The 19,241-nt window shown below is 74.3% G+C and carries 18 protein-coding genes; 12 read left to right on the forward strand and 6 right to left on the reverse strand.

Annotated elements, in window-relative coordinates:
• Positions 1–260 precede the first annotated feature (260 nt).
• Positions 261–647 carry an ATP-binding protein gene (locus tag ACWDD9_RS07450; RefSeq protein ID WP_049658213.1) on the reverse strand — a complete coding sequence of 129 codons (387 nt, stop codon included), beginning with the start codon at positions 645–647 and terminating at the stop codon, positions 261–263.
• A 665-nt stretch (positions 648–1,312) separates the two neighbouring features.
• On the opposite strand from ACWDD9_RS07450, the gene ACWDD9_RS07455 reads away from it, so the two are divergent.
• From ACWDD9_RS07455 to ACWDD9_RS07475, 5 genes are all read left to right on the forward strand, one after another.
• Positions 1,313–2,023, forward strand: coding sequence for an urease subunit gamma (locus ACWDD9_RS07455; protein ID WP_449811077.1), 711 nt, complete (start codon positions 1,313–1,315; stop codon positions 2,021–2,023).
• Positions 2,020–3,741 (forward strand): urease subunit alpha, encoded by a 1,722-nt coding sequence (locus ACWDD9_RS07460; protein ID WP_375873907.1) that lies wholly within the window; start codon positions 2,020–2,022, stop codon positions 3,739–3,741. The genes ACWDD9_RS07455 and ACWDD9_RS07460 overlap by 4 nt, the downstream gene beginning before the upstream one ends.
• A 17-nt stretch (positions 3,742–3,758) precedes the next feature.
• The gene (locus tag ACWDD9_RS07465) at positions 3,759–4,805 is read left to right on the forward strand and encodes an agmatine deiminase family protein (protein ID WP_117487341.1); all 1,047 of its coding nucleotides are present in this window, start codon (positions 3,759–3,761) and stop codon (positions 4,803–4,805) included.
• Between the two features lie 97 nt (positions 4,806–4,902).
• Positions 4,903–5,502: a TetR/AcrR family transcriptional regulator gene (locus ACWDD9_RS07470; protein WP_375873908.1), complete on the forward strand. Its 600-nt coding sequence runs from the start codon at positions 4,903–4,905 to the stop codon at positions 5,500–5,502.
• 166 nt (positions 5,503–5,668) lie between these two features.
• Positions 5,669–7,153, forward strand: coding sequence for an alpha/beta hydrolase (locus ACWDD9_RS07475; RefSeq protein ID WP_449811078.1), 1,485 nt, complete (start codon positions 5,669–5,671; stop codon positions 7,151–7,153).
• A gap of 52 nt (positions 7,154–7,205) precedes the next feature.
• Here ACWDD9_RS07475 and ACWDD9_RS07480 read toward each other — a convergent pair whose 3' ends face one another.
• Positions 7,206–8,834: a protein phosphatase 2C domain-containing protein gene (locus ACWDD9_RS07480; RefSeq protein ID WP_449811079.1), complete on the reverse strand. Its 1,629-nt coding sequence runs from the start codon at positions 8,832–8,834 to the stop codon at positions 7,206–7,208.
• A gap of 389 nt (positions 8,835–9,223) precedes the next feature.
• On the opposite strand from ACWDD9_RS07480, the gene ACWDD9_RS07485 reads away from it, so the two are divergent.
• The 4 genes from ACWDD9_RS07485 to pth all read left to right on the forward strand — a co-directional run bounded on the left by ACWDD9_RS07485 (position 9,224) and on the right by pth (position 11,927).
• Positions 9,224–9,691 (forward strand): hypothetical protein, encoded by a 468-nt coding sequence (locus tag ACWDD9_RS07485; RefSeq protein WP_074001015.1) that lies wholly within the window; start codon positions 9,224–9,226, stop codon positions 9,689–9,691.
• 101 nt (positions 9,692–9,792) lie between these two features.
• A complete protein-coding gene (locus ACWDD9_RS07490) occupies positions 9,793–10,458 on the forward strand; it encodes a DUF3105 domain-containing protein (protein WP_049656099.1) in 666 nt (221 codons plus the stop codon).
• A gap of 26 nt (positions 10,459–10,484) precedes the next feature.
• Complete coding sequence (locus tag ACWDD9_RS07495; RefSeq protein WP_396276730.1) at positions 10,485–11,159, forward strand: DUF305 domain-containing protein; 675 nt, start codon at positions 10,485–10,487, stop codon at positions 11,157–11,159.
• Between the two features lie 177 nt (positions 11,160–11,336).
• Positions 11,337–11,927, forward strand: coding sequence for an aminoacyl-tRNA hydrolase (pth, locus tag ACWDD9_RS07500; protein ID WP_375873911.1), 591 nt, complete (start codon positions 11,337–11,339; stop codon positions 11,925–11,927).
• Here pth and ACWDD9_RS07505 read toward each other — a convergent pair.
• On the reverse strand, positions 11,924–13,420 hold the full coding sequence (locus tag ACWDD9_RS07505; RefSeq protein ID WP_449811080.1) for an MFS transporter: 1,497 nt from the start codon (positions 13,418–13,420) through the stop codon (positions 11,924–11,926). The genes pth and ACWDD9_RS07505 overlap by 4 nt on opposite strands.
• Before the next feature lie 191 nt (positions 13,421–13,611).
• Here ACWDD9_RS07505 and ACWDD9_RS07510 point away from each other — a divergent pair, with 191 nt between their 5' ends.
• Together ACWDD9_RS07510 and ACWDD9_RS07515 are read left to right on the forward strand one after the other, a co-directional pair.
• Entirely contained in the window at positions 13,612–14,130 is a 519-nt protein-coding gene (locus ACWDD9_RS07510; RefSeq protein WP_049656105.1) for a MarR family winged helix-turn-helix transcriptional regulator, read from the forward strand.
• 104 nt (positions 14,131–14,234) lie between these two features.
• Positions 14,235–14,744 (forward strand): GNAT family N-acetyltransferase, encoded by a 510-nt coding sequence (locus ACWDD9_RS07515; RefSeq protein ID WP_449811081.1) that lies wholly within the window; start codon positions 14,235–14,237, stop codon positions 14,742–14,744.
• Between the two features lie 42 nt (positions 14,745–14,786).
• On the opposite strand, the gene ACWDD9_RS07520 is transcribed toward ACWDD9_RS07515, so the two are convergent.
• Complete coding sequence (locus tag ACWDD9_RS07520; RefSeq protein WP_049656108.1) at positions 14,787–15,296, reverse strand: methylated-DNA--[protein]-cysteine S-methyltransferase; 510 nt, start codon at positions 15,294–15,296, stop codon at positions 14,787–14,789.
• Positions 15,293–16,957, reverse strand: coding sequence for a DNA-3-methyladenine glycosylase 2 family protein (locus ACWDD9_RS07525; RefSeq protein WP_449811082.1), 1,665 nt, complete (start codon positions 16,955–16,957; stop codon positions 15,293–15,295). The genes ACWDD9_RS07520 and ACWDD9_RS07525 overlap by 4 nt, the downstream gene beginning before the upstream one ends.
• A 348-nt stretch (positions 16,958–17,305) precedes the next feature.
• Between ACWDD9_RS07525 and ACWDD9_RS07530 the strand changes: the two genes are divergently transcribed.
• Positions 17,306–17,764, forward strand: coding sequence for an ASCH domain-containing protein (locus ACWDD9_RS07530; protein WP_049658651.1), 459 nt, complete (start codon positions 17,306–17,308; stop codon positions 17,762–17,764).
• A gap of 59 nt (positions 17,765–17,823) precedes the next feature.
• Here the strand turns inward: ACWDD9_RS07530 and rsgA are convergent, their stop codons facing one another.
• Positions 17,824–18,957: a ribosome small subunit-dependent GTPase A gene (gene rsgA, locus ACWDD9_RS07535; RefSeq protein ID WP_449811083.1), complete on the reverse strand. Its 1,134-nt coding sequence runs from the start codon at positions 18,955–18,957 to the stop codon at positions 17,824–17,826.
• Positions 18,958–19,241: the final 284 nt, after the last annotated feature.

Genomic DNA, 19,241 nt, shown 5'->3' on the forward strand with positions numbered 1-19,241 from the left:
TAGGACGGTGCGACGGACGGTCGCCAGTCGAGGTTCGGTCTCCCCGCTGCTTCCCGCACGTGGACACACATTCCCACCATCCTGGCCAATGTTCGGCCGAGCGGCAATGCCAACGGGCCGGAAATCTTCCGTTCCGCCTTCTGTTCTGGGCTTCCTTCGACAGCGAATCAATCGACGGCGAACAATCGTACGTCCTGCCGCCGACCCGGAACACACGGCCCGGAACGCACGGCCCGGAGCATGCCGCCCGGAGGCGGGACTCAGGGCATGGCGAGCTCGAACCAGGTGACCTTGCCGTCGCCGCGCAGCTGCACGCCCCAGGAGTCCGCGAGCGCCTCCACCAGCAGCAGGCCGCGCCCCGAGGTCGCGTACTCGCCCTCCGGATCGCGCCGCCGCCCGGGCAGTCTGCTGGTGCCGTCCTGCACCTCGATGCGCAGCCGGTGGTCCGAGCCGAGCTCCGCGTCGAACACCGCGCCCTTGCCCGTGTGCAGCAGCGCGTTGGTGACCAGCTCGGAGGAGAGCAGCTCGGCGGTGTCGGACAGCTCCGGCACCCCCCAGTGGCTCAGCGCCGAGCGCAACCGCCGCCGCACCGCGCCCACCCCGACGAGATCCGCCGGATCGAGCGTGAGGTGCAGTCTCCGGTGCACGGCACACCCCGGTGCCGGCGCACCCGGCAGGGTCGTCCCGGTGCCGGCGACCGGCGCCTGGACCGGCCCGGACCGGTAGGCGTCGCCGGAACTCGTCCGCTGCCGCGGGAATCGCGACTGACCGTCCATCAACACATGCCCCCGCCCTGAAATCCGGGCCCCCGCCTCCGGATCCCCCGCCGGCCGGGTGGCCCCCTCGTTCTGACCACTCATCCTCATGCCCAGTTGACGGCGTTTGCAACAGTGTGCGTCCGATCACGTGGGGTGAAAGGGGCACGGGGTGGTTCGCGTGATCCAACTGCCCGCGCCGGACAGGTTTGCGAAGCGCAGAGGCTGTTTTCGAAGAAGCCCCCACCCGATCCCGCGCACACCCGGCGCCCGTACCAACCGTGCGCCCGACCACGCGCCCCCTGCCCCGCTCCCGCCGCGCGCCGGGGTCCGGGCACCGGCCCACCCGGTCCTCTTCGCCCCCGTCCCCCGCTCCCGCCCGCTCACCCCCGTCCCCCGCCCGGCGGGCCGAACGCCCGCGGAGCGGCAACGCTGGACAGGGCGGCCCGCTGCGGGTTCAATGACCCCGAGATGTTTGAACGCCGTTCTAACATCGATCCCGACAGCCCCCGAGGACCCGAGCCGACCCCCTTCCCGGCGACCGCGAGCGAGGAACCGTGCGACTGACCCCCACCGAGCGGGACCGGCTGCTGATCTTCACGGCAGCCGAACTGGCCCGCGCCCGCCGCGCCCGGGGCGTGCGCCTCAACATCCCCGAGGCCACCGCCCTGATCGCGGACACCGTCTGCGAGGCCGCCCGCGACGGCCGCCGCCTCGCCGAGGCCATCGAGGCCGGCCGCTCCGTGCTCACCGCCGACGAGGTGCTGCCCGGCGTGCCGGACGTGGTCACCGTCGTCCAGGTCGAGGCGGTCTTCGAGGACGGCACCCGCCTCGCCGTCGTCAACGACCCGTTCAAGGGCGCCGGCTCGCTCGGCGACGACGCCCCCGGCAGCGCGCTGATCGGCGACGGCGCCGGCTACGACCCGGTCGAGGAGACGCTGCTGCTCCCCGTGCACAACACCTCCGGGGTGCCGATCTCGGTCACCTCGCACTTCCACTTCTTCGAGGCCAACCCCCGGCTGGCCTTCGACCGGGCCGCCGCCTACGGCACCCACCTGGCCGTGCCGGCCGGCTCCTCGGTGCGCTTCGACCCGGGCGCCACCGTCGAGGTCGGCCTGGTGCCGATCGGCGGAAAGCGGGTCGCGATCGGCTTCGCGGGGCTCGTGGACGGGCCGCTGGACGCGCCCGGCGCGAAGGAGGCCGCCCTGGCGAAGGCCCGCGCGACCGGCTACCTGACCGGCTTCGACGACGCGGAGGTGCCCTCGTGAGCGCGATCACCCCGCACGACTACATCGCCGTGCACGGCCCGCGCGCCGGGGACCGGGTCCGGCTCGGCGACAGCGGACTGATCGTCCGGGTCGAGTCCGACTCCCAGGCGCCCGGCGACGAGTTCCTGGCCGGCTTCGGCAAGACCGCCCGGGACGGCCTGCACCTCAAGCCCGCCGCCGTCCGCGACACCTGCGACGTGGTGATCAGCAACGTCCTGGTGATCGACGCGGTCCAGGGCGTCCGCAAGACCTCGATCGGCCTGATCGGCGGCCGGATCGCCTCGATCGGGCGGGCCGGCAACCCCGACACCCTCGACGGCGTCGACGTGGTCGTCGGCACCGGCACCACGATCGTCTCCGGCGAGGGCCTGATCGCCACCGCCGGCGCCGTCGACACCCACGTCCACCTGCTCTCGCCGCGGATCATGGAGGCCTCGCTGGCCTCCGGCGTCACCACCATCATCGGCCAGGAGTTCGGCCCGGTCTGGGGCGTCGGCGTCAACTCCCCCTGGGCGCTGCGGCACGCCTTCAACTCCTTCGACGCCTGGCCCGTCAACATCGGCTTCCTGGGCCGCGGTTCGTCCTCCGACGAGGCCCCGCTGATCGAGGCGCTGGCCGAGGGCGGCGCGTCCGGCTTCAAGGTGCACGAGGACATGGGCGCGCACACCCGCGCCCTGGACACCGCGCTGCGGGTCGCCGAGGAGTACGACGTCCAGGTCGCCCTGCACACCGACGGGCTGAACGAGTGCCTCTCCGTCGAGGACACCCTCAAGGTGCTCGACGGCCGGACCATCCACGCCTTCCACATCGAGGGCTGCGGCGGCGGACACGTCCCCAACGTCCTCAAGATGGCGGGCGTGCCGAACGTCATCGGCTCCTCCACCAACCCGACGCTGCCGTTCGGGCGGGACGCGCTCGGCGAGCACTACGACATGATCGTCTCCGCCCACGACCTCAAGCCCGACCTGCCCGGCGACGCCGCGATGGCCCGCGACCGCATCCGGGCCGGCACCATGGGCGCCGAGGACGTGCTGCACGACCTCGGAGTCATCGGCATCACCTCCTCCGACGCCCAGGGCATGGGCCGGGCCGGCGAGACCGTGCGCCGCACCTTCGCCATGGCCGGGAAGATGAAGGCCGAACTCGGCCCGCTCGACGGCGCCGGCTCGTACGGGACGACGGAGAGCGGCGACGACAACGAGCGCGTGCTGCGCTACATCGCCAAGCTCACCATCAACCCGGCCATCGCCCACGGCCTCTCCCACGAGGTCGGCTCCATCGAGATCGGCAAGCTCGCCGACATCGTGCTGTGGCGCCCCGACCACTTCGGCGCCAAGCCGCAACTGGTCCTCAAGGCCGGCTTCCCCGCCTACGGCGTGGTCGGCGACCCCAACGCCTCCACCGACCGCTGCGAACCGCTCGTCCTGGGACCGCAGTTCGGCGCCCACGGCGCGACCGCCGCCGACATCTCGGTGGCCTTCGTCGCCCAGGCCGCCGCCGACGGCGCCTACCTCGACCAGGCCGCCGACGGGCTGCCCACCCGCCGCCGCCGGGTCGGCGTACGGAACACCCGCGGCATCGGACCGCGCGACATGGTGCGCAACGCCCGCATCGGCCACGTCGAGGTCACCGAGACCGGCCTGGTCTCCCTGGACGGCTCGCCGCTGCGCTCCGAACCCGCCGACAGCGTCTCCCTCAGCCGCCTCTACTTCCTCTGACCGCTTAGGACTTCACGATGACCACCGCCACGCCCGCCTCCCTCGGCTACCGGATGCCCGCCGAGTGGCACCCGCACGACCGCACCTGGATGGCCTTCCCCACCACCAACCCCACCTTCGACGGCCCCGAGCAGCTGCACGCCGCCCGCCAGGCCTGGGCCGCCGTCGCCGACACCATCGTCCGGTACGAGCCGGTGACGCTGATCGTCAACACCGGCGAGACCGAGCAGGCGCGCACGTACGTCTCCGAGAAGGTCGAGATCGTCGAGCGCCCGCTGAACGACGCGTGGATGCGCGACATCGGCCCCTCCTTCCTGATCGACGGCAAGGGCTCGCTGGCCGCCACCGACTGGATCTTCAACGGCTGGGGCGCCCAGTCCTGGGCCCGCTGGGACAAGGACCAGCACATCGCCGAGCACATCAGCGAACTGACGGACGTCCGGCGCTTCGCCTCCCGGCTGATCAACGAGGGCGGCGGCATCCACGTCGACGGCGAGGGCACGGTCCTCGTCACCGAGACCGTCCAGCTCGGCGAGGGCCGCAACGCGACCTGGACCAAGGAGGAGGTCGAGGCCGAGCTGCACGCCTTCCTCGGCACCACCAAGGCGATCTGGCTGCCGCGCGGACTCACCCGCGACTACGACGAGTTCGGCACCCGCGGGCACATCGACATCGTCGCCTCCTTCGTGCGCCCCGGCGTCGTGGTCGCCCACGTCCAGCCCGACCCCTCGCACCCGGACCACGAGGTCTGCCGCGAACTGGTCGCCGTGCTGCGCGCCTCCACCGACGCCCAGGGCCGGCCGCTGGAGGTCCTCGAACTGCCCGCCCCCACCGTCCTGCTGGACGAGGACGGCGAGCCGGTCGACTACTCCTACATCAACCACTACGTGGCCAACGGCGCCGTCGTCCTGTGCGCCTTCGACGACCCGCGCGACCAGGAGGCCGCCGCGATCCTCGCCGAGGCCTACCCGGGCCGCACCGTCGAACTCGTCGACGCCCGCGAGATCTTCGCCAACGGCGGCGGCATCCACTGCATCACCCAGCAGCAGCCGAAGGCGCTCTGACGCCCCGCCCGGGCGGGGGCCGTACGCCCCCGCCCGGGCCGCCTTCCCGCGTTCCGCGCCGCCTTCCCACGCTCAGGCCCACCGAGGAGAACCCCACATGGCCGACCCCCGCCCGCGCCGGCCGGCCCGCCCCCGCGAGGAGGTCTTCGCCACCGCCCGGGCCGCGATCGCCGAACACGGGCTCGCCAAGCTCACCATGGCCGGGCTCGGCAAACAGCTCCAGATGAGCGCCGGACACCTGCTCTACTACTTCGGCAGCAAGGACCAGCTGCTGCTGGAGACCCTCCGCTGGAGCGAGGACCAGCTCGGCGCCCGCCGCCGCGAGGCCCTCGCCGACCACACCCTCGACGCCTGGCAGCGCCTCGACGCCTACCTGCGCCTCTACCTGCCGGAGGGCGCGGGCGACCCGCGCTGGATCCTCTGGGTCGAGGTGTGGGGCCGCTCCCCCGCGAGCGCCGAGATCCGCCAGGGCCAGCAGGAGATCGAGGCCCCCTGGCAGGCCGACCTGGTCGCCCTCATCGAGGAGGGCACCGCCACCGGCCGCTTCACCCCCGGCCCCGCCGCCGACCGCGCGGCCCAGATCCGCGCCCTGCTCGACGGCCTCGCCGTCCCCGTCGCCATCGGCCTCCCCGACGCCCACCGCGACACCGCCCTCACCCAGGCCACCGCCGTCACCGGCATCCTCCTGCGCACCTGAGCGGCCCCGCGGCCTGACCGGCTCCGGTTCCGGCCCCGGATCCGGGTCCGGCTTCGGCTTTGGCTTCGGCTCAACCACCGGGTGGAGAACGGCGGGTGGAGAACCGGCCGCCGACCTCCACCCCCGCTCCGAAGCCGGGGCCGCCGAGCCGACCTACCGTCAGAGTATGACCGCGATCCTGCGCCGCACGGCCGCGACCGGTGGCCTGCTGCTCTCCCTCCTGCTCCTGCCCGCGGCCGTCGCCCCGCCGACGGCCGACGCCGCGCCCACCGCCCTCCGTTGGGGGCCCTGCCCGGCCCCGACCCCCAACGCCAACGGCACGCCCTTTCCCCGCGACCCGCGCCAGCGGTGCACGACGCTGCGCGTCCCCCGCGACTACCGCCACCCCGGCGCCGGGACCCTCACGCTCACCGTCTCCCGGATCCGCACCGCCGACCCGGCCCACCGCCACGGCGACCTCGTGGTGGTCCCCGGCGGACCGGGCGGCTCCGGCCTCGACTACCCCGGGGAGGCCACCGCCTTCCTGCCGCCCGACGTCCTGCGCTCCTACGACCTGATCGGCTTCGACGAGCGCGGCGTCGGCAACAGCACCCCCGTGCACTGCGACCTGCCCGCCGAGGAGCGCGCCGCCGAACTCAACTACCCCTTCCCCGCCCCCGACGGCTCGATCACCGCCAACCTCGACCTGGCCCGGCGGATCGCCGACGCCTGCGCCGCCGCGAGCGGCCCGTACCTCGCCGACATCACCACCGCCGACTCCGCCCGGGACCTCGACCGGATCCGGGCCGCCCTCGGCGTCCACCGGATCTCCTACCTGGGCTCCTCCTACGCCACCTACCTCGGCCAGGTCTACGCGAGCCTCTTCCCCACCCGCGCCGAGCACCTGGTGCTGGACAGCACGGTCGCCCCCGGCGGGGAGCAGCAGGCGATCGGCCTGTTCAGCGAGGGCACCGAGGAGGCCTTCCCGGCCCTCGCCCGGTACCTCGCCGCCCGCGACGACACCCTCCACCTGGGCGCCACCCCCGAAGCCGTACGGGCCGCCTACCTGCGGCTCGCCGAGGAGCTCGACCGCGCGCCGTTCGGCCTGCCCGACGGCCGGACCCTCACCGGCAACACCCTTCGGGCCGTCGTCTACGCCTCGCTCACCAAACCTCGCTACTACCCGCTGGCCGCCACGGTGCTGCGGATGGCCGCCACCCGCACCGCCCCGCCGCCGGGAGGCTCCCCCGGCAGCGGCCTCCCGTCGGTCATCCCGGACAACTTCGTCGCCGCCCAGTCCGCGGTGATCTGCGGCGACTCCGCCTGGCCCCGCGACCCCGCCGTCTACGCCGCCCGCACCGCGGCCGACCGGCAGCGCTACCCGCTCACCGCCGGCATGTCCGGCAACGTCTGGCCCTGCGCGTTCTGGCACTACCGCCCTGAGGAACCGCCGGTGCGCCCGAACCCGGACGGGCCGCGGAACATCCTGATGCTCCAGAACCGCTACGACGCCTCGACGCCGTACTCCGGGGCCCGTCAGGTCCGGTCGGCCTTCGGCCACCGGGCGGCGATGGTCACGGTGGACGCCACCGGGCACGGCGTCGACTTCACCGACCCCCGGATCCGCGACCCGCTCACCGCCTTCCTCCTCGACGGCCGGCTGCCGGCCTGACCGGCCCGGGACCGCACCCCGCCGCTCCGCATCCCGCCGCCGCCCTCCCCGGTCACTCGGTCCAGATGGCGGCGGCCGTGCGGTCGTCGGCGTAGCCCTTGGCGCGGACCTGGACCTGGCGGAGGAAGTCGACGGTGCCCGGGGGGTGCGGGTGGGTCCAGTGGGTGGAGAGGAAGTGGGCGACGGCCGGCTCGTCGGCGATGGGGCGGGCGAGACCGGGGGTGCAGAGCAGGAGGATGTCGCCCGGCGTCACGGGGACGAGCCGGAAGCGGAACGGGCGCGGACCGGGAACCGGGGCCTCGGGGACCGGCGGCTGGCCGTCCGGATGGTGCAGCAGGCGGGCCGCGTAGGCGTCGATCCAGTGGCCGGAGCGCAGCAGGTAGAGCCCGCCCGGGCCGACGCCGAAGGCCGCCCGGTAGCCGGCCTCCGGGTCCAGCGACACCAGCAGGCAGTGCAGCAGCGCCGGGGACGGCGCGTCCTCCTCCTCCCGGGGCACCAGGGCGCGCAGCGGGGCGGCGGCACCGGTGGCCAGGCGCTGGAGGCCGTAGCGGAGCCGGTCGCGGGCGCCGGCGCGCAGGTCGGCGGCCAGGCCGGCCCGGCTGCGCCCGATCGCGGCCGCGAGCTGGTGGCACGCCTCCCCGGTGGCCGCCGCGACCGCCTCGGCGGTGAGCGCCTCCTCCTCGGCGCCGCCCGTACGGTCGAAGCCGCCGAGGACGGCGAGCAGCAGGCCGTCGGGGCCCTCGCCGAACCGGGTGACCAGCAGGGCGTCGCGGCGCGGCTCGCCCCGGTAGCGCGCGGAGTCACCCCGGACGGAGGCGGCGCGCAGCACGGACGGCCCGTACTGGGCGCCGTCCAGCACGGTGTCCGGTACGAGCGCGCGCAGTGCGCCCGGGTCCGCCTCGGGTACGGCCGTCGGCTCGGGTCCGTAGGTCGGCGGGCGCTCGCCGACGTGCGGGACGGCGGCGCCGCCGTCGGCGAGCGGTGCGCGGATGGCCAGGCGGGGGTCGGGGACGGGCGCGGGGGCTTCCGGCTCCTCCGCCGTCTCCGGCTCGGCCGGCGCCTCGGCGACGACGGGCTCCGGCTCGGGCTCGGGCTCCGGTTCGGGGGCGGGCGGCGGTTCGGGGGCGGGCGGCGGGGTGGGGGCGGGCGGCGGGGTGGGCTTCTCCAGCGAGACCGGGTCCGGGACCGGTACGGCCTCCGGCTCACGTACCGGCTCGGGCTCAGGTACCGGCTCCGGCTGTACCTCCGGCTCCGGCGCGGGCTTCGGCGCGTCCTCGGCGAAGGCGGGGGCCGGGACGTGGTGGGTCTCGGAGGAGGTCCGCTGTCGCCCGATCCCCTCCGCCCCGCCGATCACGCCGACCGCGGTGTCGAACCAGTCGTCGATGCTGTCCCGGTTGTCCGCGCCCTCCGACCCGTCAGGCTCCGCGGGAGCCCCGGCCCCGACCTCCGGCACAGCCGCCGCAACCGCCACCTCCGGCTCCGGATCCGGCCGCACCTCCGGCTCCGCCGACCGCTGCTGCCCGATGAGCCCGACCGCCGTGTCGAACCAGTCGTCCACGCTGCCGTCCCCCGGGTCGGCGTGCGGGGTGTCCGGGAGGGTGCCCGCCGGACCGTCGTAGACGGCGTCCCACCAGCCGTCGTCCGGCCGGTGCGGCTGTGCCGGTGCACCCTGCTTGCTCATCTGACGGCTCCTGGTCGTTCCGTGGTCGCGCCGCCCCCGGGCGGGCCGGGCTGACGACATTGTTCTCCACCCGCGAGGACCCTGTCCGGGTTTCGGCGACAACCGGTCACCCACCGGAAAGTCCCGGCCACCGCGCTCACCTGCCGGTTCGCGAGCCCGGTCCCGGGCGCGTCATCCGTTCGTCCGCTTCCGTTCCGTCCGTGCTTGCCGGATGTGTCCGGAGCAGGGTGTTTCCTGGTCATCCGGGCGTACGGGCCGCCGAAAATGGGGGCCGGTGGGGGGCATCGCATCACTCGTTCGGCTGATTAAATGTGCGCATGACCGCGTCGGCCCCCAGTTCGCCCCGACCGGGGAGGGCCGCATCCGCGGGCCGCCCGGCAGGTGGGCTGTTGGTCCTGCTGCTCGTCGCGCTGCTGACGCTGCTGCCGTGCGCGGGCCAGGCGAAGGCGGTGGACGGCTCCGGCCATCCGACGGCGGCCGCGGCCCCGGCCGGCTCCGTCACGGTGGTCAGCGTGGTCAGCGTCCAGGTCGCCACCGGGCACGCGTCCTACACCGGCCGTGCCGCGAAGGTCGCCAAGTCCGCGAACCCCTCGGACCACCACCGGACGGCCGAGGAGCAGGGGCACTGGATCCTCTGCACCGCCGACGGCCAGCCTCCGCGCAACAACGGCTGCTCCAGCCACCCGTACTGCCCGCAGGACGCCCAGCTGCCGAACCCGCCGCCGCAGCCGCAGCCCGCCGTGTCACCGCTGACCCCGACCGCGCCCGACGCGCAGCCCCGGGTGGTGCCCGCCGGCCTGCTGGACGGCGCGCACCCGGTTCCCGACCTGCACGAACTCCAGGTCCACCGGTCCTGAGCGGAACCCACCGCCGGCGCAGCCGCCGACGGATCCGTCCCTCCTCTCACTCCACCTGACCGCCGCCACCGACCGGTGCGGCGGGGACAAGGACGACCACCATGGGTTCCTCCTCCAAGCAGTCCAACAAGCCCGGCGGCAAGCAGGACGGCCTCGACCGCCGTGCCCGGATCGCCGAGCTGCGCGCCGCCGAGCAGCGCCGCGACCGCCGCAACAAGATCGTCGCCTCGGTGGTGGCCGGTGTGCTGGTGGTCGGTGCGATCGCCACCGGCACCTGGGTCGTCATGGACCAGAACCAGAAGAAGAAGGACAAGCAGGCCGCCGCCAACGCGGACATCCCGGGCGTGAAGACCTTCGGCGAGCTGAGCCGCACCCACGTCAAGGACAAGGTCACCTACCCGATGACCCCGCCGGTCGGCGGCGACCACAACGCCATCTGGGCGGACTGCATGGCCCACGTCTACGACCAGCCGCTCGAGAACGAGCGCGCCGTCCACTCGCTGGAGCACGGCGCGGTCTGGGTGACGTACAACGGCAAGGCCACCCCGGACGACATCAAGACCCTCTCCGACAAGGTCAAGAAGACCCCGTACTCGATGATGAGCCCGTACCCGGACGAGCAGGGCACCATCACCCTGAACGCCTGGAGCACCCAGCTGACCGTGGACAGCGCCAGCGACCCGCGGGTGGAGGAGTTCTTCACCAAGTACGTCCAGGGCAAGCAGACCCAGGAGCCGGGCGCCTCCTGCACCATGGGGCAGATGTGACCGCCGACGCGGACCGCCCGGACGACCTGGACGGTACGGAGGACGGCGCGGCCCCGCGCCGCCGCCGCCTGTGGTGGCCGGCCGCGCTGGCCGCCGCCGTGGCGCTGGCGCTCGGGGTGCCGGCCCTGGTGGCGAGCGGGACCTCGGCGTCCGGCTCGTCCACGCTGTCCGTCCCGGCGGACGACTCCCCCGAGGCCGGGTTCGCCCGCGACATGGCGACCCACCACCAGCAGGCGGTGGACCTGTCGTTCGTCGTCCGGGACCGCACCGCCGACGAGCCGACCCGCACCCTGGCCTTCGACATCATCAACACCCAGGCCAACCAGCGCGGGATGATGATGGGCTGGCTGGACCAGTGGGGGCTGTCCCAGCACTCGACCGCCACGCCGATGGCGTGGATGAAGATGGGCCACGAGTACCAGGCCCACGACGGTTCGCTGATGCCCGGCATGGCCACCAACACCCAGATCGCGAAGCTGCGCACGCTCAACGGGCGGGACGCCGAGGTGTTCTACCTCCAGCTGATGATCGAGCACCACAAGGGCGGCGTCGAGATGGCCCAGGGCTATGTCGACAAGGCCCGGAACGACACCGAGAAGCGGCTGGCGCAGTCGATGGTGGTCGCCCAGACCTCCGAGCTCCAGCTGATGACCGACATGCTCAAGGAGCGCGGCGCCGAACCCGGCGTGCCCGCCTCCTGAGCGGTCGCCCCGCTCGGCCTGTTCGGTCTCTTCCAGCTGTTCCACCTGTTCCGCGTTCCGCGCGTTCCCCGGACGGCCGGGGCGCCGGCGGGGACGGTCCCGTACCGTCCCGGCCGCGCCCCGGCCGTCCGCCGTTCTTCCCCGCCCCCTTCAGAACCCCCTTCGGAGCACCCCCGCATGACCCCCGACGCCCCCTGGCTGATCGCCGGACTCGGCAACCCCGGCCCCTGGTTCCGGCTCACCCGCCACAACGCGGGCTTCCTCGCCGTGGACCGGCTCGCCGAACGGCACGGCGCCCGCTTCCGCCGGAGCGGGCTCGCCGGCCTGACCGCCGAGATCGGCATCGACGGCCACCGGGTGCTGCTGGCCAAGCCGCTGTGGTGGTCCATCAACCTGTCCGGACGCCCGGTGGCCGCGCTGCTGCGCCGCCACGGCGTCCCGGTCGAACGGCTGGTGGTCGTGCAGGACGACCTGGACTTCCCCTTCGGCTCCGCCCGGCTCAAGCGCGGCGGCGGCCCCGGCGGCCACAACGGCGTGCGCTCGGTGGGCGAGGTGCTCGGCACCCGGGACTTCGTCCGGCTGCGCTTCGGCATCGGCCGCCCCCCGAAGGGCCGGAGCGTCGGGGACTTCGTGCTGAAGAAGTTCTCGGAGGAGGAACTGGCCGCCATGCCCGGCGAGTTGGACCGCTGCGCGGACGCCCTGGAGACCCTGGTCCGGCGCGGCCTCAACCGCGCCCAGGACACCCTGAACGCCCGTACGGACGCCTAGGGTCCGGTCCTTCGGGTGCGGACGGGCCGGGTGAGCAGTGCGGCGGCGGCCGCGACGGCGGCGAGGGCGAGCAGCACCGTCCGCCCACCGGACGCGGCGCCCGCCAGGTGGACACCGAGGACGGACAGCGCCATGCCGAGCGCCGTACCGAGGCTGCGGGCCATGTTGACCATGCCGCCGCCGACCGCCGAGCACTGGGCCGGGATCGCCCGCATCACCAGGGCGTTGTTGGCGGGCAGCAGCAGGCCCAGTCCGTAACCGGCGACCAGCAGCGGGAACGCCACCGCGTCCGAGGCCGGCAGCAGGGCGAACAGCAGCAGTCCGACGGCCGTGAGCAGCGCGCCGAAGCGGCACCTGGTCACGTCCGACCAGCCCCGGGGCAGCCACCCGCCGCCGACGGTCGCGGCGAAGGCGAACGCGGCGGGCAGCAGGGTGACCACCAGGCCCGCGTGGGCCGTCGACACGCCCGCGCCGGTGAGCAGCACCGGGCCCAGCACCAGCGGGCAGAACAGCAGCAGGTAGCCGATCAGCGCCACCACCAGGCCGGAGCGCACGCCCGGGGTGTTGACCAACCCGGGCGCCAGGATCGGCCGGGCGGCCCGCCGCTCCTGGCGCACCAGCGCCAGGGCCAGGACGGCGGAGGCGAGCAGCAGGGCGGCCACCGCCCAGCCGGGCAGGGGCAGTCCGGAGGCGGTGGACAGGGCGAGCAGCAGCGTGGTGGTCGCCCCGGTGAGCAGCAGCAGGCCGGGCAGGTCGAAGCGGGCGGCCTCGCGGGGGGCGGTCCGGTGGGCGGCTGTCCGGTGGGTGCCGGTCCGGCCCTCGCGGGGGCCCGGTACGGCGGCCGGGGCATCGGTCGGGGCGCCGGCCGTCCGGGTGCGGGGCAGCAGGTACCAGCCGGCCAGGATGCCGAACACCGCGATCGGCACGTTGACCCAGAAAACCCAGCGCCACGAGGCGTGTTCGACCAGCATCCCGCCGAGGATGGGCCCGAGCGCCAGGCCGAGGCCCTGGGCGGAGGCCTGGATGCCGAGCGCGCGCCGCATCGCGTGCCCGGGGACGCCGCGCGCGACCAGGGCGACGCTGTTGGCCTGCATCATCGCGGCGCCGACCGCCTGGACGGCGCGGAGGCCGACCAGGACCCAGAGGCCGCCGGCGAATCCGGCGCCCAGCGAGGAGAGGCCGAAGACCGCGAAGCCGCCGATGTACATCGTCTTGCGGCCGACCAGGTCGGAGAGCCAGCCGATCGGGGCCAGCAGGGCGACCAGGACCAGCAGGTAGGCCAGGGCGACCCACTCGACGGCGGCGAAGCCCGCGCCGAAGTGGCGGCCGAGGGCGGGGAAGACCAGGGCGATGACGCTGGCGTCGAGCTGGCCGAGGAAGGCTCCGAGACAGACCGTGCCGACGGCGAGCCAGTGGGCGTGGCGCCAGCCGGCTATGCCACGCGGCCGGGGCCGCTCGGTGAGCAGCCTCGTGGCAAGGGCAGTGGCATTCATGACACGAATATATCGGATACAGATATGTTCTTTCTACGAGCAGCTCGCTCTGCGACAGGAGACGTCCCACGGTACGGACGGTGCCGGAGGGACCCCCGCCGCGAGGCCCGCAACAGAGCCGCAACACCGTGCGGCCCCGAGGCCCGAACCGGCCGCCGAACCGCCCCGTACCAGGCGATACGCTGTCCGCCATGCCGTCGTCACCACACGTTCCCGACCCCGCCACCGGAAGTCCCGACCCGGCGGTCGAGCACGCCCGGCGGCTGACCGACACCGTCACCCGGCTGCGCCGCGCGCTGCGCAGCAGCATCCGCACCGACTACCCGTGGGAGTCCCTGCCGATGGCGCAGGTCGAACTCCTCCAGACCCTGGCCGCCGCACCGCTGCGGGTCGGCGAACTGGCCGCGCGACAGCGGCTCGCGCCCAACACCGTCAGCGGACTGGTCGGCAAGCTGCTCGACGCCGGCTTCGTCGACCGCCAGGCCGACCCCGGCGACCGCCGCACCGCCCGGATCGCCCTCACCCCGGCCGGGCGCCGACAGCTGGACGACTGGCAGCACGCCCACGAACGCCGGATCGCCGCCGCGCTCGGCACCCTCGACCCGGCCGACCGCACGGCGGTCGTCGACGCGCTGCCCGCGCTGGAACAGCTCGCCCGCGCCCTCGCCCAGCCGGGCACCGGGCCCGAGCAGGGGCCCGCCGCCGGCTAGGAAGCCACCGACGGGAAACCGGCCTGCGGGAAACCGCCCTGCGGGAAGCCGGCCGGCCGGAAATCACTGGTCGCCGGGGCCCGTCCGGCGCTACCGTCCCCGGCATGACCACCGCGGACGTACGCATCGAGCCCTGGACGGACGACGACCTCGCACTGCTGCGCCGGGTCAACACACCGGAGATGAAGAAGCACGTCGGCGGGCCGGAGAGCGAGGAGCGGCTGCTCGTACGGCACCGGCGCTACCTGGACTTCGTCCCGTCCGGGCTCGGCTGCATGTACCGGATCGTGCTGCTGCCCGAGGGCGGGGCGGTCGGGACGGTCGGCTACGGCACCCGGACGTGGGAGGGTCGGACCGTCCATGAGATGGGGTGGAACGTGCTGCCCGGCTTCCAGGGCCGGGGCATCGCGGTTGCCGCCACCCGCGCGGCGGTCGCGGCCGCCCGCCGCGAGGCCGCGCACCCCCACCTGCACGCCTTCCCCTCGGTGGACAACCCCGCCTCCAACGCGGTCTGCGCGAAGGCGGGGTTCACACTGCTCGGCGAGACGGACTTCGAGTTCCCGCCCGGGCGGTTCATGCGGAGCAACAACTGGCGGGTGGACCTTCGGAGTTGATCGCTCGCGTTCGGCGTTCGAGGTTGCCGTGGGCCTCGGCGGTCAGAACAGGGTGCCGCCCTCCAGATCCAGCAGCCAGCGCTTGCGGTCCACGCCGGCGGCGAAGCCGGTGAGCGCGCCACCGGCGCCGAGCACCCGGTGGCAGGGCCGGACGATCAGCAGCGGGTTGGCGCCCACCGCGCCGCCGACCGCGCGGACCATGCGCGGCTCCTGCCCTGCCAGCTCGGCGAGTTCGCCGTAGGTGACGGTGGTGCCGTACGGGATCTCGTCCAGCGCGGCCCAGATCCTGCGGCGGAACTCGGTGCCCTCGGGCGCGAGCGGGAGGTCGAAGCCGGTGCGCTTGCCGGCGAAGTAGTCGGTCAGCTGGGCGACCGGCTCGGCGAGCGCCTCGGGGTCGCGCACCCAGTCGTCGGCGGGCTCGGCCAGCGCGTACTTCTGGCCGGGCACGGTGACGGTGGCCAGCGCGGCCGGTCCGCCGTCCTCCGGCAGCACCCCGCTGAGCAGCAGCCGGCCGAAGGGGCTCTCCATGGTGGTGTAGACGGTGGTGCTCATGCTCGTCCGATCTCCGTTCCGGTGCTGGTGCTACTGGTGTCGCTGGTACTGATGCTGGTGCTCATGTCGGTGTCGGTCCCGGTGTCGGTCCCGGTGCCTGCGGGGCCGGTGCCTGCGGGGCCGGTGGTCGCGGGGCCGGCCCACAGCCGGTGGACGGCGTAGGAGCGCCACGGGGCCCAGGACTCGGCGGCGCGGGCGGCGGACTTCGGGTCCCCGGCGGCGCCGAGGCGGAGCAGGCCGTGCTTGACGCCCACGTCGCTCGGGAGGAAGACGTCGGGGTCGGCCAGGGCCCGCATCCGCAGGTAGCCGACCGTCCAGGGGCCGATGCCGGGCAGGTCCAGCAGGCCGGCCGCGGCCTCCTCGCGGTCGACCCCGCTGTCGAGCCGGACCGTGCCCTCGGCCAGCGCGCCGCACAGGCCGATGAGCGCGCGACGGCGGGTGGCGGGCATCGCGAAGTCCTCCGGATCGGCGGCGGCCAGGGCCGCCGCGGTCGGGAAGAGCAGGCGCAGGCCGCCACTGGGCTCGGGCAGCGCGGTGCCGTACTTCTCGGCGAGCCGTCCCGCCAGGGTACGGGCGGCGACGACGGTGATCTGCTGGCCGAGAACGGCGCGGACGGCGAGCTCGTGCGGGTCCACGTGACCGGGCGAGCGCAGCCCGGGGCGCTCGCGGACCAGCGGGCCGAGCAGCGGGTCGGCGCCGAGCTGCTCGTCGACCGCGAGCGGGTCGGCGTCCAGGTCGAAGAGGATGCGCAGGCGCTGGACGGCGGTCGGCAGGTCGCGCAGGTCGGCGAGCAGCAGGCGGCAGTCCAGCCAGCCCCGGGTGGGCGGCTCGCCCGGCGCCAGGCCCTCGACCTCGGCGATGCCGTGGCCGTACGGCAGCGCGAGGGTGCGGCGGTACACGCGCATGCCGGGGCGCGCGCCGGGGACGACCTCCTCCACGCCGGGGACGGCGCGCAGGGCGAGGAAGTCGATCAGGTGCTCGCTGTCCAGCGCACCGCGGTAGGCCAGGCGCAGGGTGAGACCGCCGGCCGGAGTCGCGATGCGGCGACCGGCGGCGACCTCGGCGCGCAGGCCGCTGGGGGTGCGGTCGTAGACCTCGCGCACGGTGTCGTTGAACTGGCGGACGGAGGCGAAGCCGGCCGCGAACGCGATGTCGGTGACGGGCAGTTCGGTGGTCTGGAGGAGCAGGCGGGCGGTCTGCGCACGACGGGCGCGGGCCAGCGCGATCGGGCCGGCGCCCAGCTCGGCGGTCAGCTGGCGCTGCAGCTGGCGGGAGCTGTAGCCGAGGCGGTCGGCCAGGCCGGCCACGCCCTCGCGGTCCACCACGCCGTCGCCGATCAGGCGCATCGCCCGGCCGACCAGGTCGGCGCGCTGGTTCCACTCGGGCGAGCCCGGCACGGAGTCGGGGCGGCAGCGGCGGCAGGCGCGGAAGCCGGCCCCCTGGGCGGCCGCGGCGCTGGGGTAGAAGACGCAGTTGACCCGCTTGGGGGTCACGGCGGGGCAGCTCGGACGGCAGTAGATGCCGGTGGAGGTGACCGCCGTGAAGAAGACCCCGTCGAAGCGGGAGTCGCGGCTGTCCACGGCTCGGTACCGGATGTCGTCGTCGATCACGTTGTCCAGTTTGCGGCACTGGGCGGGGGGTGACTGGCGGGAATCGGACATCACCGTTGATCGTCGCCGTTCCCTGCTTCGGGGGGCCCTCCCCCTTCCCCCGCCCCCACCCTCCCCACCACCCACCCACCACCTCACCCCATGGCCCATCGGCCCAGCGGCCCATGGCGCCTTGGCCCGGAGGACTGCTGGCCCGCCCATTCGCCGACCCGCGCCCGAGAGCACCCGCACGGCACGGCACCCCTGCACGCCCCGGGCCTGGGCACCTGGGCTCCGGGCACCGGGAGCCTGGGCTCCTAGGCTCCTGGCCCCGGGCTCCAGCGGCCGGGCACCGGGCGCCGAGAGCCCCGGGCCCGAAATTCGCGGGCCCGCCAGCCGTCCCGCCGTTACCCTCGCGGCATGAGCGAGCAGCACCCCTACACCGGTCCGGACGACCCGCGCGTCGTCGCCCTGCCTCCGGCCGAGTTCGCGTTCCCCGGCCCGCTGCGGGACCAGCTGGTCGCGGCGATCCTCGACGGCGCCAAGACCAGCACCACCGGCCTGGTCGCCGACTACGACCACGAGGGCGAGCCCCTGCCGCTGCCCGGTGAGCTCTCCGCGGTCCTCGACTCGGACGGCCGCAGGGTCGCCGTGATCGAGACCACGGACGTCCGGGTGGTCCCGCTCGCGGAGGTCGACCTCCAGCACGCCCTGGACGAGGGCGAGGGGTGCACCAGCGTGGCCGAGTGGCGTGCGGTGCACGAGCGGTTCTGGCGCAGTCCGGAGATGCTCGACGCCCTCGACGACCCGGGTTTCACCGTGGACGACAGCACTCCGGTGGTCCTGCAGAGCTTCCGCCTGGCGGCCGACCTCCGCTGAACCGGGTGGGCCCGGCGGAGGCCGGCGGCCGTGGCTCGGCGGCCGGCCGGTGCCGGGGTTCAGCGCTTCACCGGACCTCCCGCGGCTCGCATCGACTTGTTGATCGTCTTCCACTTCTTCAGCCGCGCCTTGGCCACCCGGGCGTCCGACCGCGAGGCGATCCACTCGTTCTCGCGCTGGAGCTTGAGGTAGCTGTCCATCCGGCGCTGCGGCAGGGTGCCGTCGGCCAGCGCCGCCCGCACCGCGCAGCCGGGCTCGGTGTGGTGGCCGCAGTCGTGGAAGCGGCAGTCCTCGGCCAGCTCGGCTATGTCGGCGAAGGCCAGGTCCACGCCCTCGCCACCGTAGAGGCCGACTTCGCGCAGCCCGGGGGTGTCGATCAGCACGCCCCCGCCGGGCAGCGGGATCAGCTCGCGGGTGGTCGTGGTGTGGCGGCCCTTCTGGTCGACCTCGCGGGCCTCCTGGACGGTCATCACCGAGGAGCCGGCCAGGGCGTTGGTGAGCGTGGACTTGCCGACACCGGACTGGCCGATCACCGCGGTGGTGCCGGGGGTGCAGGCGCGGAGCACGTCCATGCCCTCGCCGGTCTCGGCGCTCACCACGACCACCGTGACCCCGGGGGCGACCGCCTCGACGTCGGCCCGGATGAAGTCGGCGTCGTCGACGAGGTCGGCCTTGGTGAGGACGACCAGCGGATCGGCGCCGGACTCCCAGGCCAGGGCGAGGAAGCGCTCGATCCGGCCGAGGTCGGGATCGGTCGCGAGGGAGGAGGCGATCAGCACGGTGTCGACGTTGGCGGCCAGCACCTGGCCGTCGGAGCGCTTGCCGGCCACCTTGCGGATGATCGCGGTGGAGCGCGGCAGCAGCGCGGCGACGGAGGCCATCGGCTGGGCGTACAGGTCGACGGCCGCCCAGTCGCCCGTGCACGGGCAGTTGATCATGTCGGCGTCGCCCACCGGCCGGGTGTCGAACCGGACGGTGCGCGGCTCGCCCGTCTCCGGGTCGGCGATGACGGCATCGCACTGGCCGCGGTCGACCCGGACGATCCGCGCCGGGAGCAGCCCGGCCTCGCCGAACGGGGTGAACAGCTCCGCGAGCTCGGCCGTCCAGCCGTAGCCGGTCAGCCCGGAGGCGTCAGCGGAGGTCGAGGAAGAGGAGGAAGAAGAGAACGACGGAACGGAGGCAGCGTTGAACAACGCAGTGGCCCTTCGGGAGGAGATGTCCCGGCGGGCTACGGCTGGCGCGAAGGGCTCAGCCGGCGGCCGGGAAAAGGAGGTGAACGCGAGTGCTGCCCTGGGCAGCTATCGGGGCGACAACGACCACGGGGTTCACCTCCTGCTCTCTACTCCTCGGGCGGCCCAATGGCCCCCGAACCGGATGTGTCACACGCTAGCGGAGCGGGGGATCCCGGCCAACCTATTTTTGACCTGCGGAAATGCGGGCAAGAGGCCGTCGGGAAGGCCTCGAAGGGCCATAATTG

This window comes from Kitasatospora sp. NPDC001119 (assembly GCF_053598475.1).

What these genes read in the sequence shown, in the direction of transcription:
- ACWDD9_RS07465 (WP_117487341.1), top strand. Translation starts at nt 3,759, where the DNA reads ATGACCACCGCCACGCCCGCCTCCCTCGGCTACCGGATGCCCGCCGAG.
- ACWDD9_RS07470 (WP_375873908.1), top strand. Translation starts at nt 4,903, where the DNA reads ATGGCCGACCCCCGCCCGCGCCGGCCGGCCCGCCCCCGCGAGGAGGTC.
- ACWDD9_RS07475 (WP_449811078.1), top strand. Translation starts at nt 5,669, where the DNA reads ATGACCGCGATCCTGCGCCGCACGGCCGCGACCGGTGGCCTGCTGCTC.
- ACWDD9_RS07480 (WP_449811079.1), bottom strand. Translation starts at nt 8,834, where the DNA reads ATGAGCAAGCAGGGTGCACCGGCACAGCCGCACCGGCCGGACGACGGC.
- ACWDD9_RS07490 (WP_049656099.1), top strand. Translation starts at nt 9,793, where the DNA reads ATGGGTTCCTCCTCCAAGCAGTCCAACAAGCCCGGCGGCAAGCAGGAC.
- pth (WP_375873911.1), top strand. Translation starts at nt 11,337, where the DNA reads ATGACCCCCGACGCCCCCTGGCTGATCGCCGGACTCGGCAACCCCGGC.
- ACWDD9_RS07505 (WP_449811080.1), bottom strand. Translation starts at nt 13,420, where the DNA reads ATGAATGCCACTGCCCTTGCCACGAGGCTGCTCACCGAGCGGCCCCGG.
- ACWDD9_RS07510 (WP_049656105.1), top strand. Translation starts at nt 13,612, where the DNA reads ATGCCGTCGTCACCACACGTTCCCGACCCCGCCACCGGAAGTCCCGAC.
- ACWDD9_RS07515 (WP_449811081.1), top strand. Translation starts at nt 14,235, where the DNA reads ATGACCACCGCGGACGTACGCATCGAGCCCTGGACGGACGACGACCTC.
- ACWDD9_RS07520 (WP_049656108.1), bottom strand. Translation starts at nt 15,296, where the DNA reads ATGAGCACCACCGTCTACACCACCATGGAGAGCCCCTTCGGCCGGCTG.
- ACWDD9_RS07525 (WP_449811082.1), bottom strand. Translation starts at nt 16,957, where the DNA reads ATGTCCGATTCCCGCCAGTCACCCCCCGCCCAGTGCCGCAAACTGGAC.
- ACWDD9_RS07530 (WP_049658651.1), top strand. Translation starts at nt 17,306, where the DNA reads ATGAGCGAGCAGCACCCCTACACCGGTCCGGACGACCCGCGCGTCGTC.